The organism is Vibrio sp. RE86 (genome assembly GCF_013114545.1).
GTDB lineage: Bacteria > Pseudomonadota > Gammaproteobacteria > Enterobacterales > Vibrionaceae > Vibrio.
In genome coordinates, this window is sequence record NZ_VTXI01000018.1 from 1 (window position 1) to 13,404 (window position 13,404).

Annotated in this window: 10 protein-coding genes and 1 other annotated feature; of the genes, 7 read left to right on the top strand and 3 right to left on the bottom strand. The window is 43.6% G+C overall.

Features of this window, described 5'->3' with window-relative positions; all coding sequences use genetic code 11:
* Nucleotides 1-426: 426 nt before the first annotated feature.
* The 3 genes from clpB to rluD all read right to left on the bottom strand — a co-directional run bounded on the left by clpB (nt 427) and on the right by rluD (nt 4,823).
* Nucleotides 427-3,000, bottom strand: coding sequence for an ATP-dependent chaperone ClpB (gene clpB / locus F0231_RS15895; RefSeq protein WP_171760685.1), 2,574 nt, complete (start codon nt 2,998-3,000; stop codon nt 427-429).
* Nucleotides 3,001-3,111: 111 nt separating this feature from the next.
* Complete coding sequence (gene pgeF, locus F0231_RS15900; RefSeq protein WP_171760686.1) at nt 3,112-3,840, bottom strand: peptidoglycan editing factor PgeF; 729 nt, start codon at nt 3,838-3,840, stop codon at nt 3,112-3,114.
* A 2-nt stretch (nt 3,841-3,842) separates the two neighbouring features.
* The gene (gene rluD, locus F0231_RS15905) at nt 3,843-4,823 is read right to left on the bottom strand and encodes a 23S rRNA pseudouridine(1911/1915/1917) synthase RluD (protein WP_171760687.1); all 981 of its coding nucleotides are present in this window, start codon (nt 4,821-4,823) and stop codon (nt 3,843-3,845) included.
* 134 nt (nt 4,824-4,957) lie between these two features.
* Between rluD and bamD the strand changes: the two genes are divergently transcribed.
* The 7 genes from bamD to yjjX all read left to right on the top strand — a co-directional run bounded on the left by bamD (nt 4,958) and on the right by yjjX (nt 13,368).
* Nucleotides 4,958-5,683, top strand: coding sequence for an outer membrane protein assembly factor BamD (bamD, locus tag F0231_RS15910; RefSeq protein ID WP_171760688.1), 726 nt, complete (start codon nt 4,958-4,960; stop codon nt 5,681-5,683).
* Between the two features lie 114 nt (nt 5,684-5,797).
* Nucleotides 5,798-7,237, top strand: a complete 1,440-nt coding sequence (locus F0231_RS15915) for a lytic transglycosylase F (RefSeq protein ID WP_171760689.1) — start codon at nt 5,798-5,800, stop codon at nt 7,235-7,237.
* 339 nt (nt 7,238-7,576) lie between these two features.
* The gene (raiA, locus tag F0231_RS15920) at nt 7,577-7,903 is read left to right on the top strand and encodes a ribosome-associated translation inhibitor RaiA (RefSeq protein WP_171760690.1); all 327 of its coding nucleotides are present in this window, start codon (nt 7,577-7,579) and stop codon (nt 7,901-7,903) included.
* Between the two features lie 115 nt (nt 7,904-8,018).
* Nucleotides 8,019-8,139, top strand: a sequence feature (Phe leader region).
* A 13-nt stretch (nt 8,140-8,152) separates the two neighbouring features.
* A complete protein-coding gene (gene pheA / locus F0231_RS15925; protein ID WP_171760691.1) occupies nt 8,153-9,331 on the top strand; it encodes a prephenate dehydratase in 1,179 nt (392 codons plus the stop codon).
* A gap of 168 nt (nt 9,332-9,499) precedes the next feature.
* Entirely contained in the window at nt 9,500-10,540 is a 1,041-nt protein-coding gene (locus F0231_RS15930; protein ID WP_171760692.1) for a spermidine/putrescine ABC transporter substrate-binding protein, read from the top strand.
* Entirely contained in the window at nt 10,524-12,869 is a 2,346-nt protein-coding gene (locus F0231_RS15935) for a bifunctional diguanylate cyclase/phosphodiesterase (RefSeq protein WP_171760693.1), read from the top strand. The genes F0231_RS15930 and F0231_RS15935 overlap by 17 nt, the downstream gene beginning before the upstream one ends.
* Entirely contained in the window at nt 12,835-13,368 is a 534-nt protein-coding gene (gene yjjX / locus F0231_RS15940) for an inosine/xanthosine triphosphatase (protein ID WP_171760694.1), read from the top strand. Before F0231_RS15935 ends, yjjX begins: the two co-directional genes overlap by 35 nt.
* Nucleotides 13,369-13,404 lie beyond the last annotated feature (36 nt).

Below are 13,404 nucleotides of genomic sequence, written 5' to 3' on the forward strand. Positions count from 1 at the left end.
TGAGTCTTGCGACTCGTTGGTCACTTCGTTTCATTGAAACCTAATTTGATACCGAAGTATCTAATTGGATTATCATCAACGAGTGCCCACACAGATTGATAGGTCTATATTTTTAAAGAACTTCGTTTTGGGCTTTACTCAAAACGGACGGCCATTCTATCGAGATAACTCACAGTGTCAAACACTTTTTTCGTTATTTCTTCGAAAGTTAGTTACTAACTTTCACCGTCTCAATTGTCATTGCTAATTCGCTCGGTTTCCCGTGACAACGGAGGCGCATTATAGGGAGTTAGGATTGAAGCGCAACCCCTATATTTCAAATAACTGCGCTTTTTGATTTGTTCGCTCACCAAACAACCAATAAGGGTAAAATTAAAACAAAAGAGGCCAAATAGGCCCCTTTATCTTATTCCTTAACATCGAATTTTATTGATGCGCAATAATCTGGTCGTTGTTAACCAACAGTTTTACGGGTTTATTCGGTACAACTTTGCCAGCCAATATCGCTTTCGCTAACGGGTTCTCAACACTTTGCTGGATCGCTCTTTTCAATGGTCGTGCACCATACACTGGGTCAAAGCCAACTTGCGAGATTAAATCGAGTGCTTTATCTGAAACCTCTAGGGAGTATCCCTTCTCTTCCATACGTTTTGAAAGTCGGTTCAGTTGAATAGAAGCGATAGACTTGATGTGAGTTTGTCCGAGCGGGTGGAATACCACACTTTCATCAACTCGATTCAAAAACTCCGGTCGGAAATGCTTGCCGACAACTTCCATTACTTGTTCTTTCATTCCTTGATAGTCAAGTGTCGAGAAATTCTCTTGAATACGGGCAGACCCTAAGTTTGATGTCATGATGACTACTGTATTACGAAAGTCGACCGTTCTACCTTGACCATCTGTCAATCGACCATCATCGAGCACTTGTAGCAATATATTGAACACGTCTGGGTGAGCTTTCTCTACTTCATCAAGCAGAATCACAGTATAAGGTTTACGTCTGACCGCTTCAGTTAAGTAACCACCTTCTTCGTAGCCAACATAACCAGGAGGCGCACCCACTAATCGCGCTACAGAATGTTTCTCCATAAACTCAGACATGTCGATACGAACCATCGCGTCTTCACTATCGAACATGAAGGTCGCCAGCGTTTTACAAAGCTCTGTCTTCCCAACACCTGTTGGGCCTAAGAATAGGAATGACCCAATCGGTTGATTCGGATCCGATAAACCAGCTCGACTTCGACGAATCGCATTTGCAACAACTTCAACCGCTTCAGTCTGCCCAATTACCCGCTTGTGCAGAACCTCTTCCATTCGCAGCAGTTTTTCTTTTTCAGCTTCAAGCATTTTTGACACTGGGATGCCCGTTTGCTTAGACAGCACATCGGCGATTTCATTATCAGTCACCTTGTTGCGCAGCAGTGTCATCTCCTGCATTTCCGCTTGAGTCGCGAGGTCGAGCTGCTTCTCCAATTCTGGAATACGGCCATATTGCAGTTCAGACATTCGGTTAAGATCACCTGCACGTCGCGCAAACTCCATATCCATTCTGGCCTGCTCTAACTCTCCCTTAATATGCTGAGTACCAGAGAGTGCGGCTTTTTCAGCATTCCAAACTTCATCTAGCTCTGCAAAAGCGCGCTCTTTTTCCACTAACTCTTCATTTAGGATCGTAAGACGCTTTTCACTCGCTTCATCATGCTCGTTCGTTAATGCCTGCTGCTCAATTTTCAGCTGGATGATTTTACGCTCAAGCTTATCTAAGGACTCTGGCTTAGAGTCAATCTGCATGCGAATACTTGAAGCCGCTTCATCAATCAAATCAATGGCTTTATCTGGTAGCTGACGGTCAGACACGTAGCGGTGCGATAAACTTGCCGCAGCCACAATAGCTGGATCGGTAATTTCCACGTGATGGTGTAATTCGTATCGCTCTTTTAGCCCACGTAAAATAGCGACGGTGTCTTCCACGCTTGGTTCATCGACAATGACTTTTTGGAATCGGCGCTCCAGTGCCGGATCTTTTTCTATATATTGGCGGTATTCATCTAATGTTGTTGCACCAACGCAATGAAGCTCACCACGAGCCAATGCAGGTTTTAGCATATTACCGGCATCCATTGAGCCTTCACCTTTACCGGCGCCAACCATCGTATGTATTTCATCGATGAATAGAATGACGTTGCCTTCTTCTTTAGATAACTCATTCAATACCGATTTCAATCGCTCTTCAAATTCACCACGATACTTAGCACCTGCCACCAGCGCACCCATATCTAATGAAAGTACTCGACGACCGCGCAACCCTTCTGGCACTTCATTGTTTATAATGCGTTGAGCTAAGCCTTCAACAATCGCGGTTTTACCCACACCAGGTTCACCGATAATGACAGGGTTATTTTTGGTACGACGCTGCAGCACTTGAATTGTTCGTCGAATTTCGTCGTCGCGACCAATTACAGGGTCAAGCTTGCCCTGCTCTGCACGTTCGGTCAGGTCGATAGTAAATTTCTCTAGTGCTTGGCGCAGCTCTTCGGCATTAGGATCATCAATTTTTTGCCCGCCACGAACTTTATCAATCGCTTCAGTCACTTTAGCTTCTGTTAGGCCTAACTCTTTTAGAAGCGAACCTAATGCCCCTCTATCTTCTAGAGCAGCTAAGAGAAATACTTCAGAAGAGATATAGGAGTCTTGACGTTTTTGAGCCACTTTATCGCACAGGTTAAACATCGTGCCCATTGCGCTTGAGAGCTGAACATCACCACCAATACCACTGACTTTAGGCAAACGATCTAGAATTTCGCTAAGTTTAGAGCGCAAATGCGTGATATCGACATTCAACATGGTCAATAACGGACGTATTGGGCTGCCGTTTTGATCCATTAATGCCACCATTAGGTGCACTGGTTCTATATATTGATGATCGCGCCCTAACGCGAGTGATTGAGCGTCAGATATAGCGATTTGGAATTTGCTAGTAAATCTGTCAAGACGCATACCTACCTTCCTACCTCAACTGAGAAAATATAATTAATCAGTATGAAAGATGGATACGCAGAGGGAGATTTTCAAGGGGATAAGGTTGGATTCTATTATGAAAATAGATGATCAGTTTTCAATCCAAATAAAAGTTGCCTGTCGGCCAGTGATACCGTCTCGGCGATAGGAGTAGAACCTTTCAGCATCTTCGTATGTACATAGATTGCTGTAATAGACTTGTGTCACGCCACATCTCGCAAGACGCTGAGTAACGAGCAAGTTCATGTCCGCTAGCCATTTGCCTTGCTGCTCTCTCGGTTTAAAAGCATCAATAGCTTGAGGCACTATCGAGGTAAAAGCAGAGACAACATCTTCACCTACCTCAAAAGCATCAAACCCAATGGCAGGGCCAATCCAAGCCATGACTTCGCTGTCGAATTTCTCTACCGCATTTTCAACAATACCATTAGCTAGGCCGCGCCAGCCTGCATGAACAGCGGCCACTTGAGTACCCTGAGTATTCGTTAGTAGCACAGGTAAGCAATCCGCCGTCATAGCAGAGCAAACAACACCTGACGCGGCAGTAAACGCGCCATCAGCATCAAGCACCTCTATCGTTGGTGCATCAACTTGAGCAACAACATTAGAGTGTGTTTGGTTAAGCCAAATAGGCGCTTCAGGCATATCTGCATATTCTTGAAGCAATAAACGGTTCTGTTGCACGGATTGAACATCATCCCCAACATGAGTACCAAGGTTAAGCCCTTGATAGACACCTTGCGAAACACCACCACAACGAGTCGAGGCAAACGCTTTTACTCGGTTAGGTGCTGGCCAGTTAGGGATAATGATTTCCATACTTAAAACTCGTCTTTTAAGCCGTGCTCTTGCGTATCTTGACGAAGTGCTTCTGCCATTTCGACCATATCATCTGGCACAGGAGCATGAAACTCTACGTCTTCACCTGTAATAGGATGCTCAAATTTCAGCATAACGGCATGCAACGCTTGGCGATCAAAGCTACGAATATGGTTCGCTAGCTCTTCTGATGCGCCACTAGGGATACGAGCACGGCCGCCGTAAGCAGTGTCACCTAATAGCGGGTGCTGCAAGTAAGACATGTGAACACGGATTTGGTGAGTACGACCCGTTTCTAGACGCAGACGGATACGTGTATGTTCGCGGAAATGCTCTGCTACTCGGTAGTGCGTAATCGCTGGTTTACCCATTGGACTAACAGCCATGAGAGTACGCTTAGTCGAATGACGACCGATTGGTTGTTCTACTCGACCACCAGCCGTCATACGACCAATAGCGATAGCTTCATACTCACGTATAAAGTTACGTTTCTTCTGTAGAGCACGAACTAAGCGCGTCTGTGCCGGTACTGTTTTCGCTACCACCATAAGGCCTGTCGTGTCTTTATCTAGGCGGTGAACGATACCTGCACGCGGTACTTCAGCGATATTTGGATAATGATGAAGCAGTGCATTAAGCACGGTACCATCTGGAGTACCCGCACCTGGGTGGACAACAAAACCACGTGGTTTATTGATCACCAAGAGATCGTCATCTTCATAAACGATATCTAAAGGAATATCTTGTGCTTCCCAGCGTTCTTCATCTTCAAGTTCCGCTTGCAGGATGATTTCTTCACCGCCCATAACCTTGATACGAGGTTTAGTAACAACTTCGCCATCTACTTGGATTTTGCCGCCAAGAAGCCACTCTTTAATACGAGAACGAGAGAAATCGGTAAAGAGTTCAGCAACAGCTTGGTCTAAACGTTGACCTAACTGGCTGCTTTTTACTGTGTCTGTTAATGTGATCTGCTGAGCCATATCGAACTTTTTTAAAAACAGTGAGACTAATTGTCACTACTGTGGAAAAATATACTATTGAACATTGTATCTGTTACTGATTAGAAAGTAACGGCAGCAACTGAAATATTTATCTCAAGGAATCGAATCCTGACATGAAAAAGCATACTTTATCTGGCTTGTTGGCATTATCCGTACTGGTTGGCTGCTCAAGCAGCGAAGAAATTGTTCCAGACGTGCCACCATCTGAGCTCTACTCAGAAGCACAGGTATCGCTTCAAAGTGGTAACTGGTTAACCGCAATCGAACGACTTGAAGCTCTGGATTCTCGCTATCCATTTGGTGCCTACTCAGAACAGGTACAGCTCGATCTTATTTATGCCTACTACAAAAATGACGATTTGGCGCTGGGACTAGCTACGATTGAACGTTTCACTCGCTTAAACCCAACCCATGAGAAGCTTGATTGGGTTCTCTATATGCGAGGGTTAACGCATATGGCGCAAGATCGTAACTTCATGCATGATATTTTCAACGTAGACCGTAGTGATCGAGATCCTGAACCCGTAAAAAAAGCATTCGCTGATTTCAAAAGGCTATTGGAGCGCTATCCAACCAGCCCTTATGCAGAAGATGCGCAAAAACGTATGTACGCTCTAAAAAACCGATTAGCCGAATATGATTTGGCGACTGCGGATTTCTATCTGCGTCGCGAAGCGTGGATTGCAGCGATCAACCGTACACAAGAGTTACAGAAAACCTACCCAGATACTGAAGCGGCACGTAAGTCTTTAGACATTCAGCTTGAAGCTTACAAGCAACTCAATCTTGAAGATGCCATTCAGCGCACTGAGAAGATGATTGAACTAAACCCTCAGTAACTTGTTACAACATAAGATAAAACGCCTCATTACGTGAGGCGTTTTTTTGTTGGGTAATTTTGCACCCGCTGGACTTTGTGACTACATTTTAATCATGTTGTTCAGAGGTGCTCTATGCTGCGTTTTCTTCTCTTTCTTTCTCTCTTTTTGACTTGTGCTAGCCACGTTTGGGCGCTATCTCTTTCACCGCTAGAGAAAAAGCCCTACTTCGGTGATCTGCCTGAACTCGAAAAAAGAGGCGCCATTAGAATATTAGTCGCCGCTGATTTAGGTTTTTACTATGTCGAAGGGGGCAAACCCAAAGGTATATTGGCCGAACTGTCCTATCATTTTGAAAAAGAACTCCGCCAGCGTTCATCGTATTTTAATTTGCAAGTCATCCCGGTTCATCGAGACGAACTGCTCCCATCATTAGAAAATGGGTTTGGAGACTTGGTCGTGGCAAACCTGACAATCACACCAGCAAGAACAATGAGTGTGGACTTCAGCAATCCTGTTCTGAGTAAAGTAAAAGAACTAGTGGTTACCCATAAAGACTCCCCTCCTATCGAAAGCCTTGATCAACTCAGTGGTAAAGAACTGTGGGTTAGACCTAGCTCTAGTTACTTCGAAAGTTTACAAAAGCTCAATCAACAGCTCGATCAAAAAGGATTGCCGCCAGTCATTATCCGCTTCGTTGAAGAGACACTTCAGGATATTGAGTTAGTCGAAATGGTCAATCAAGAGCACATTTCAGGAACAGTGCTTGATAGTCACAAAGCAGAATTGTGGTTAAAAGTTATGACCAATATCCAGCTCCACGACAATATTCCGTTAAGAGAAAACGGGCAGATAGCTTGGGCGATGCGAAAAGACAGCCCAAAACTAAAAGCCTATGTTAACCAGTACCTGAAAAATTACCGATCGGGGACATTACTCGGCAATGTTATCTACGGTAAGTACCTCAACAGCACAACTTGGCTGCAGAGAGTATTGAACCCCAAGCAGGTCAATAAACTCGAAGCATTAACGCCGATATTTGAACAATATTCTGATCAATATGAATTCGACTCGTTGATGATCTCGGCACAAGGGTTTCAAGAGTCGGGATTAGATCAAAGTAAAGTTTCGCATAAAGGGGCGGTTGGGGTTATGCAAGTTTTGCCAAGTACCGCCAAAGACCCCAACGTTAATATTCCCGACATATATGAAGTAGAGAACAATATTCATGCTGGGGTGAAATACATGCGTTTTATCAAAGATCGTTATTTCAGTGATGAGAATATCTTGCCTGAAGATCAGGTCTATTTTGCTCTCGCCGCGTACAATGCAGGTCCAGCCAATATTCGCAAGATGAGACGGATTGCAGAAAAAAATGGCTACGATCCAAATCGTTGGTTTCGAAATGTAGAAATCATTACGAGAAGAAATATTGGTAGAGAGCCTGTCCACTATGTATCAAACATCAATCGTTACTTTGTCATTTACAAGCAACTCGATGCGCTAAAACAAACCCGAGAACAGCAAACATCGAAAAACAGCCCAGTAAAGTTAACTTCCGGCATTGAAGATTAATAAAACATATAGACTTTGAAGGTGAGAAATAAATCGCGAGAAGATTTGGAATTCAATTCACATTTACGGGGTGTATAGATACTGACCATCTATTTTTATAAGGTCGTATAAGCCCCCTAAAAAGCAGTTGATTTTTAGTAAGTTACCTCTACCAATCTAATGAGTTTTTCTAGCGAGACAAGCTTTTTCTAGTGAAAATAGACACAAGATTTGAGATAGATCACGTTTAAATTCGACCATAAAAACCACCCGCAATAAGGTGATTTGGATCACATTATTTTACCATCAGATAAGTAATCTGGAGTTAACCCATGAGGGAAGACACAGAGGAAAACATCTATGAAAGTAAACATCACTGGTAAAAACATCGAAATCACCTCTGCAATCCGCACTCACATTGAGAGCAAATTTAAAAAGCTAGAAAAGTGGCAAGTAGACATTATTGGCTGTCAGGCAAGCTTCAGCGAGGAGCCGAACAAACAGAAGAAATTCGAAGCTGTCATTACGGTACCAAAAGGCCAACTTATCGCTTCAGCGACACACGAAGATTTATATGCTGCCGTTAACGAGGTAGAACAGAAACTAGAACGTCAGCTAAACAAGCTACGCCACAAGCCTGAAGCTCGCCGAGCAGAGAAACCAGAGCTTGAAGAAGAAGTAGAATAAAACTCAAATCGAGAAGGATTCAAAAAATAGCGCCAAACGGCGCTATTTTTTTGCTTGACGCTCCATACTCGGATGCTTATTGTGTTTAAAGATTCACTACAAAGCCAATTGTTATGCAAAACACCACTCTGTTCTTTTTTGACTTCTTTTTTCTCCACTAGGCTTGGAGGCTCTCTCGTTTTCGAAAGATAAGTCAAAAACGAACAGAAAGCCTCCCAAAGGGAGGCTTTTTTTATGAGGAATACTAGGATGACTGACCAAAAATACTCGCTTGAAGAAATACGCTCACGCTTAAATGAGCTCGACGATCAACTGCTAAAACTCCTATCTGAGCGTCGTCAAATGAGTATTGAAGTAGCAAAGAGTAAAGTTCAAACCTCTAAGCCTGTACGTGATGCAGAGCGAGAGCAGCAACTTTTGGTTAAGCTGATCAATAATGGGCAACAAAAGTACCAACTTGACGCTCAATACATCACTAAGCTATTCCACACTATTATCGAAGACTCCGTACTACTGCAGCAGTCTTACCTACAAAACTTAGCCAACCCCGAGTTGAGCCGTAAACCTCTTGCTCGTGTCGCTTTCCTTGGTTCAAAAGGATCGTATTCACATCTCGCAAGTCGTGAATACTTCAGCCGAAAAAATACTGAGCTTATCGAGTTGAACTGTAGCCAATTCAAAGAGGTAACCAATACGGTAGAATCTGGACATGCTGACTATGGTGTACTCCCGATTGAGAACACAAGCTCAGGTTCAATCAATGAAGTCTATGATTTACTGCAACACACGACTCTCTATATTGTCGGTGAAATGACATTACCTATTGAACATTGTCTGGTTGCAACGTCAGAGCTACGCCTTGAAGATATCAAAACGCTCTACTCACACCCTCAACCTCACGCTCAATGCAGTGAATTCTTGAGCAAATTAGATGGGGTAACCCTTGAGTCTTGCGCAAGCACTGCGGATGCCATGCAGAAAGTTAAAGAGATGAATCGTTCTGATGTCGCTGCGATTGGTAACGCATCAAGTGGTAAATTGTATGGCCTCCAAGCTATCCAAGGTAATATTGCGAATCAAACAGAAAACCATACGCGATTTATCATTGTTGCGCGTAAACCAGTAGAAGTGTCTGCGCAAATTCCTGCGAAAACAACGTTGATCATGTCAACGTCCCAGCAAGCTGGCTCTCTAGTGGAAACCCTACTTGTTTTGCAACGTTACGGTATCAACATGACAAAACTAGAGTCTCGTCCAATTATGGGGAACCCGTGGGAAGAGATGTTTTATGTCGATCTCGAGGCACACTTAGACTCGCAGGCGATGCAACAAGCACTCAATGAGTTGACTAAAATCACTAAACATTTGAAAGTTCTAGGTTGTTACCCAACTGAAAATGTGAAACCAACGACAGTAAAATTACAATAAATAAATCTACACAGCTCAAATAAATCCAACACCAAAGCTGACACAATTTATTAATATTCTTACTATCTTACAGATATTAAGTTGCATATTAGTGTTGTGTCAGCCGTTTTTTCCTGACTCTGATAAGCCTCACACTCCAGCCCATCTATAAGGTAAGTCCTAGTCAGTATGAGAGTTTCGTTCTTATCACTATTAATTTTTGCCAGTAGCAAACTCTTTGCTGCCGAAACCCCTCTCAAAATCTATATGTGGGAAGATACTCTATCTCCCGAAATCAGAGCCAATTGGGAATCTAAAACAGCCACCCCTCTACTTCTGTCTCATTTTGATAACGACGACGAACGCAGCCTGCTGATGATGAAAAGTGTCCAATTGCCTTTTGATGTTGTCGTCTTAGATAACGTTTCAGCAAAGATATACGGACGGCTTGGCGCTTTTGAAAACTTAACGCACTTGGACAATCGTTCACACAATGACGCCAAATGGAATCAAGCCTGCGGTGACTATGCGATTCCCTACTTTTGGGGCAGCGTTGGCGTCGCTTATCGTAAAGACATTGTACACTCGCCACCTGAAACGTGGACTGACTTCATCCATCCACCAGACGAACTGGTTGGAAAAATAGGCATGATCAATGACAGCACGGAAACCTTTCTTCCTGTGTTCTACAGCCTAGGAATCCCCCCGACAACGGAAAATCCGGCAGATATGCAGTCTGCTTATTCAAAAGTGATGTCTTTTAGCGATACCGTCCTTACCTACGAATATATCCTCAGTTATATTCGCAGCCAATCCAATCCAAATCAGCTTCAGATGTCTCTAGCCTATAGCGGAGACCAATACTCACTGAACCGCTTCTTCGGCAATGACTTATGGGACTTTACTATCCCAGATGGAGAGATGTTTCTATGGGTGGATTGTTTAGCGATCAGTACTCACTCTGAGCAAAAAGGCGCAGCAAAGGCATTTTTGGAATACCTAATGGATCCCAAAATTGCTGCAAAAAATGCAATCGATATTAAAGCCGCTACTCCGAATGCAAGTGCGATAAAACTTTTACCGGATTGGTATCTAAATGATTCATCATTGTTCCCATCAAAAGAGCGCATCAATAACGCCAGAATAGATAGTGAACTCTCGGCAGAAAATATAAGCCTTAGAACCAAGATAATTAATCAGTTACTCAAACGCCATGAAGCTAAATACTAGAGTCTTGTTACTCGTTGCGCCCGTGATTCTGCTTAGTGCAGCCGTTTCAAGTTATAGCATATACATCAGTCAAAAAGACGCACTCATCAAGCGCGAAAATAGCTATTTGCAACTCTCAATGGAAAAGCTTGCCGGTCACTTTCGTCAATCCATGGCACTGATCAACAGCTACTCATTAACGCTAACAAAAAGCGATATCATCAGAAACTATTTCGGTCAGCCTGAAAACCCTTACCGAGAAATGAAGCTAATCGATAATCTGCAAGCGACCATCGCAAATTTGCAGCCCAACAAGCAAGATGATATTGCCGTCGCGATCGTCGATCATAATAGAGATGTTAAATTCTACGCCGACAATCAGAGCGATCCTTTTTCAACCTTGGATGACAACGTCCTGAAGTACGTCGACCACATCTATCAGCGCACGGGGAAAACCTCGCACACCGGGTATGCCAAAAGCTACCAAGGGCAAAGTATCTTAGTGCGCTATGACGTGCTAGATAAGAGCACACTCGTTTCTCCCTTGAGCTACAACAAAGATGAGATCTTTTTTATTGTTGTTTCTCTCTCTTTGGAAAAATTCGACCAGCTTAAACACATTCTGGAATTCGATAATGACAGCAGCATTTTCTTTTCTGCAGAGCCCGTCATCAAGTCAGGGCTTGCGCAATCTGTCGAGCTTAAGCCTGGGCTCTATGCGATTTTAGACCCTGCCCAATACCTCACAACACAGAAGCTGGCCAATATCGAACAAAGGCTTTTAATGTCGTTTGGAGCGTCGTCACTGGTCACGGTGTTGATCCTCTTGTTTCTCCTCTATCGTCATGTCATCAAACCCATTACACACTTAGATAGGCAGCTTCAGGATGTTGAGCAACACCGACGTTCCAATATTGAAAAACTGAAGAGCGACAACGAAATAGGACGACTCTCTGTACGCTTTTACGACATGTATAAAGAGCTAAACTCAAGCTATCAAAAAACCAAGGCGATGGCGGAAAATGACCACCTCACTCAGTTAGCAAACCGCTATCAATTTCAGGTCTATGTAGAGCGTACTCTTGCGAATAAAATGCACCATAGACACGCGTCAATCCTTTACATCGACCTTGATAACTTCAAGTACGTAAACGATAAGTACGGCCACCATGTCGGGGACTCATTACTGGTAAACTTCGCTGAACACATCAAAGAGATCAGCATGGAAAGCGAGAAGAAATACGGCATTAAATGTTTGGCTTCTCGTTTATCCGGGGATGAGTTTGCTATTTTTGTTGCCTCTGATCATCTATCTCAATATGCAGACGAACTCGCAATCTCAGTGCTCGAGCCGATTCAAAACAATGCACATGCTTCTATCGGTCGTTTTCCTGTCACCGCGAGTATTGGCATTGCTTCTTACCCTGAAGATGGCCAAGACCTTGCTAAGCTACTCTCTCATGCAGATACTGCGATGTATCAAGCGAAACGTGCAGGTAAAAACCAAATTGCTCACTACTCAAAAGAGTTGGATGAAGTTGTTAGACGACGCACTCAAGTCGAACGTGCACTGCGTAATGGCGATCTAGAAAACGAGTTTACTCTTCTCTACCAACCTTATTTCGACCGTAGTGGTGAGACCATACAAGGTGTCGAGGCTCTACTACGTTGGGATTCTCCAAAGCTAGGAAAAGTTACACCCAGTGAATTTATCCCTATTTCCGAACAAATAGGCCTGTTTGGTACGATTGACCGCTGGGTAATTAAGCAAGCATTCAAAGACTTTAACAAGCTGCAAGATTGTTTCGAGCACCCGATCAATCTATCGATCAATCTCTCTTCTGCTGAACTCGACTCTTTGCAGCTGGCGAGTGATATCCAATCGATGATGGAGCTCTATCCGATCACCCCTGAGTTGATCGATTTTGAGATTACCGAAACCTTTGCGTCAGACTCTCAGAGCTACCTTCTGCTGCACGAGCTGTCGATAATGGGATTCAAACTAACCATTGATGACTTCGGTTCGGGATATACATCTATCACTCAGCTTGTTGAGTACCCAGTGCAAAAAATTAAATTTGACCGAGAGTTCTTAGAGACACTGATCAAAACCGGTAATCAACAAGTGGTTAAGCCTTTGGTTGACCTTTGCCACTCTCAATCTATGATGGTAACCGCCGAGGGCATTGAATCAAAAGAGATGCATCAGTGGTTGGCGGATAATAAGTGTGACTATATGCAAGGCTATCACTTATCACCTCCACTCTCTTTAGCCCAGTTAAAGTTTCAACCAAGTAGTCATAAAGGAAACCTTGATGTCAGTGAAGAAGGTTATTGTAGCTTCGCTTAACCCAGCCAAAATCAATGCTGTGAAGAGCGCATTTGAGGCCTCATTTCGTAAAGAAGAGTTTCAATTTGTTGGGCTCAGTGTACCTAGTGGTGTCGCTGATCAACCAATGACCAATGAGGAAACTCACGCAGGTGCTATCAATCGTGTTGCTAATGCAAAAGCGACTGATGATAGCGGAGATTTCTACGTGGGATTAGAGGCAGGCATTGAAGGATCTATAACCTTTGCTTGGATGGTAATTGAGTCTAATACACATCGCGGAGAATCTCGCTCAGCCAGCTTAATGCTTCCTCCGATTGTGATTGAAAAGCTCAAGCATGCCAACGAACTTGGCGATGTTATGGATGAAGTGTTTGCTACTGATAACATCAAGCAAAAAGGCGGAGCGATCAGTCTGCTTACTCATGACCTGCTTACGCGTAGCTCGGTCTATCACCAAGCTTTGATTCTGGCGCTCATACCTTTTGTGAATCCAGAGCACTTTCCTGCGAATCTTTAGTAACGAATAACAAAAAAAGAGGTGCGTTAATCGCAC

Excerpts from the sequence above, each read along its gene's own strand:
- clpB (WP_171760685.1), bottom strand. The coding sequence starts at position 3,000 with ATGCGTCTTGACAGATTTACTAGCAAATTCCAAATCGCTATATCTGAC.
- pgeF (WP_171760686.1), bottom strand. The coding sequence starts at position 3,840 with ATGGAAATCATTATCCCTAACTGGCCAGCACCTAACCGAGTAAAAGCG.
- rluD (WP_171760687.1), bottom strand. The coding sequence starts at position 4,823 with ATGGCTCAGCAGATCACATTAACAGACACAGTAAAAAGCAGCCAGTTA.
- bamD (WP_171760688.1), top strand. The coding sequence starts at position 4,958 with ATGAAAAAGCATACTTTATCTGGCTTGTTGGCATTATCCGTACTGGTT.
- F0231_RS15915 (WP_171760689.1), top strand. The coding sequence starts at position 5,798 with ATGCTGCGTTTTCTTCTCTTTCTTTCTCTCTTTTTGACTTGTGCTAGC.
- raiA (WP_171760690.1), top strand. The coding sequence starts at position 7,577 with ATGAAAGTAAACATCACTGGTAAAAACATCGAAATCACCTCTGCAATC.
- pheA (WP_171760691.1), top strand. The coding sequence starts at position 8,153 with ATGACTGACCAAAAATACTCGCTTGAAGAAATACGCTCACGCTTAAAT.
- F0231_RS15930 (WP_171760692.1), top strand. The coding sequence starts at position 9,500 with ATGAGAGTTTCGTTCTTATCACTATTAATTTTTGCCAGTAGCAAACTC.
- F0231_RS15935 (WP_171760693.1), top strand. The coding sequence starts at position 10,524 with ATGAAGCTAAATACTAGAGTCTTGTTACTCGTTGCGCCCGTGATTCTG.
- yjjX (WP_171760694.1), top strand. The coding sequence starts at position 12,835 with ATGTCAGTGAAGAAGGTTATTGTAGCTTCGCTTAACCCAGCCAAAATC.